Genomic DNA, 3202 nt, shown 5'->3' with positions numbered 1-3202 from the left:
AATCTGTGATTGAGCAACAATTAATCAAAAAACTTCTGGAAGCTGCAACTACGATTCAATTAGAGCCAGAAACTCCGCCTCCCAAAAAAGAGCCTGAGCCAAACCCCCGATTGCGCTCTTTACAAGAAAAGTTGGAAAACTTAGAAAAAATTTCTACCTTTGACCCCGATATTGAGGCGATTAAAGACAAGACTCTTCAAGAAATTGAAAAACTTTTGAATCCTTTTGCAACTAAGGATTTTGAAAATCAAACCGCTGCCGAAATTATTCACGCAGGTAATAATTTGGCGATTTGGCACACGCTTTCTAACGACGAAAAAGTCAAAATTTTCCCGCTGTTAGTGGAGCGCATTACGGTTCGGTCTGGTGTGGTTGAATCGATTGAGTTAAAACTATCCAACTAAATTACCCCGGTCAAGTTTATGAACATCCAAGACCTATTTAACCTCACTAAACTGCGCTCTGAGGTGGCGATGCAGCAGGCTCTCCCTCATTGGCAGCCCAAGGCTCAATCTGAGGGCTTACAGTGTCCCCGATGTGATTCTCGCCATGTGGCTGGGCGAGGATACACCGAGAATAGAACTCGGCGCTATATTTGTCGAGGCTGTGGCGTTTCATTTACGGAGATAGCGAAATTCGATTGTCGTTGCCAAAATCCTGGAACTTTGCCCAAATGCCAAGATTGCCCCTCTTTTCAAGAATTCCTGCCGGCTCTAAAAGAGAAGGTACGTGGGTTACACAATAAAAATCGAGAGGAATTGGACGCTCTTCTTTCGGAGGCTCAATCTCAACTAAAATTAAAAGATTTACGTGCTCAAGTGGCAAGACAAGAGGCGTTATCCAGTTGGCAACTATCTTCGGCGTCTCAATTGGCTTCGGTTTGTCCTCACTGTCAAAGCGCTCATATTAAAAGCAAGGGTTTGGCTAATGGAAAAAAGCGATATTCATGTTATAAATGTGGACGATCATTTTATGCTCCGGGACACTGGGATTGTACGTGTCAGCTTCCCGGTGACTTAGCTTTGTGCCAAACTTGCCCAAAATTTGAGAAGTTTCTGGCTGTTATGGCTGAAAAACTAGAAAGCTTGCAAGGATTGAACGCTGAGCAATTGCAGGCGCTACTCCATTGTTAATCTATAAACGTCTCGCAAGGCGTTTCTACCTCCCATAAAAAAGGTTTTTTTTAGTCCAGTCACTTGTCCAGTGAGCGACTGGACTAATCCGAGTTACAATTTGTCCAGTACCAACTGGACAAGTGACTGGACATGGAAACTTACCCGATCGCCAGCCTGCAAGACCGCTACAATCTAAGTAGCAAGCAATCTGTGTACGATCGCATAAAAGCTTTATCGATCGAACCAGTTGCCCGAGGCAAAATATCCAGTGACCAACTGGACAAACTGGACAAGTTAAACCAGCATCTAAAATCTGGCGGCAGCCTATCTGATTTTGAGAGTAGCCACACCGAAATTTTCAAAACAGAAGCGATCGAACCTGCGACCGCAACAGCTATAAATCAAGACAGAGAAAACTTTCTTGAACTCATCGAGGCGATCGCTCGGCACATTGGAGCAACTCGCGACCCTCTGCAACATTACGCAGCGTTGGAACAGGCGATCGCCTCCGGTTGGATTCTATCGACTGCCGAAGTTAGAACCCTCATCGGAGTGAAGCCCAGCGGCGATCGATTCAAGCGGGGCGCTTTTGTATTCATCCGAACTGGCAAAGTGGGGAGTCAGGCTGGATGGAAGGTTGAAAAAACATGAGATTTTAAGGATCTCGCTTTGAATAATGGTTGTTCAGCACCGGCAAAGTTTGATCGCTCATCAGAGTCAAACCACACGACTTTCAAATCGATTGCGAAAGCTTTGCGTTTGTATAGAGAGTTGGCGATGTAATTAGGTATGAGGATGAAACAGCTAACACCCTCACCAGCATTGGCAGAGTCTACTCAAATTTGGGAGAGAAGCAGAAAGCGCTGGAGTATTTGAACCAGTCCCTGACCCTTTTTCGGACACTCAAAGATCGCAGTGGTAAAGCCAACACCTTCCTCGATCGCAGTGGGGAAGCCAACACCCTCCTCGACATCGGCTTAGTCTACTCAGATTTAGGAGAAAAGCAGAAAGCGCTAGAGTATTACAACCAGTCCCTGACCCTTTTTCGGGCATTAGGCGATTGCAGTGGTAAAGCCAATACCCTCAACTCCCGCAATCAAACGTCATCATAAAGAGCTTCAGATTGGTGATCGGGTACGGGTTCTCGATAATGGCTTGCATCATGGGAAGGAGGGGGAAGTGTTGGCCATTAGTTATGGAAGTATTGAGAATGACTACCGCATCACACTCGACAAGGAATCACACCTTAGTGGCGAAGTTATCGTCACAGTTCCCCACTCCCAAAAGTTCCCCATCTTAATGAAGCTGTAGCAGTTCTCCGCCCTGGCTCAGGTTATGAACCTATCCTGCTCTAGCCTTCGGGTGTGGCGTGTTAGGTATTTAGGGCTTGCTGGATAAGTGCAGAAAGGTTGCACAGCCTGGTTATGTGATCGTGCGCCCAAAAAAAGTGGGCAAGATAAACAGGTAAGGCATTGCTGATTCTGGCGTATGAATAAACTTTTCGCTTGATGTTACAAAACTCACTTTACTTGGCTTATAGCCATTCCGAAAACTTGAATTCATACTTGTATTCAGCAACGCCGAAATTATTATCCTACTCCTATTCTAATTAAAGTAGGGTGCGTCGCCGCCAGAATTCTGATTATTTACGACTATCAATGAGCGACGCACCCTACCGCTATACTCTCGCCCGAAGTGACAAAAAAGAGATAATATTAGATCGAGCCGCTTTTTGTTGCTGACAATTACAACAACAACCAACCTTATTCCGCTCTATTCTACAGCCAGTTACCGATAAGGATAAAGGAGGCCCATTTAGCGGGGTGTATATTCTTGTTTCGATCGACCAGCGCCTTCTGTGCTTCCTTTAGGGCTTCTGCTTTGCTCATTTGCAAGCCCAAGTTCTCGTAAAACTTAGCGACTAATTCTTGTGTAAAAGCATCATCAACATACCAAAGAGAAGCCAAAGCACTTCTGACGCCTGCTTGCACCGTAATGCCAGCCATACCCAGTGTCGCACGGTCATCTCCTATACCCGTTTGACAAGCCGTGAGTGCGAGCAACTCCACTGGCTCTGTACCTTTACT

Annotated in this window: 5 protein-coding genes; 4 read left to right on the top strand and 1 reads right to left on the bottom strand. The window is 45.7% G+C overall.

Annotation, left to right across the window (positions count from 1 at the left end):
• The 4 genes from QUA23_RS30685 to QUA23_RS30675 all read left to right on the top strand — a co-directional run.
• A partial coding sequence (locus QUA23_RS30685; protein ID WP_333079652.1) for a hypothetical protein occupies nt 1–404 on the top strand: 404 nt, incomplete at its 5' end.
• Between the two features lie 18 nt (nt 405–422).
• Nucleotides 423–1133, top strand: coding sequence for a transposase (locus QUA23_RS31250; RefSeq protein WP_445243541.1), 711 nt, complete (start codon nt 423–425; stop codon nt 1131–1133).
• A 132-nt stretch (nt 1134–1265) separates the two neighbouring features.
• Nucleotides 1266–1766, top strand: a complete 501-nt coding sequence (locus QUA23_RS30680; RefSeq protein WP_333079650.1) for a hypothetical protein — start codon at nt 1266–1268, stop codon at nt 1764–1766.
• Nucleotides 1767–1987: 221 nt separating this feature from the next.
• Nucleotides 1988–2227 carry a tetratricopeptide repeat protein gene (locus QUA23_RS30675; RefSeq protein WP_445243542.1) on the top strand — a complete coding sequence of 80 codons (240 nt, stop codon included), beginning with the start codon at nt 1988–1990 and terminating at the stop codon, nt 2225–2227.
• Nucleotides 2228–2893: 666 nt separating this feature from the next.
• Here the strand turns inward: QUA23_RS30675 and QUA23_RS30670 are convergent.
• The coding region (locus QUA23_RS30670; RefSeq protein WP_333079648.1) for a CHAT domain-containing protein at nt 2894–3202 on the bottom strand (309 nt) is incomplete at its 5' end.

The organism is Microcoleus sp. Pol1C5 (assembly GCF_036701115.1).
Classification (GTDB): domain Bacteria; phylum Cyanobacteriota; class Cyanobacteriia; order Cyanobacteriales; family Microcoleaceae; genus Microcoleus.
Note: the sequence above shows the minus strand (reverse complement) of the source record. Positions and strands in the feature narration are given on the sequence as shown.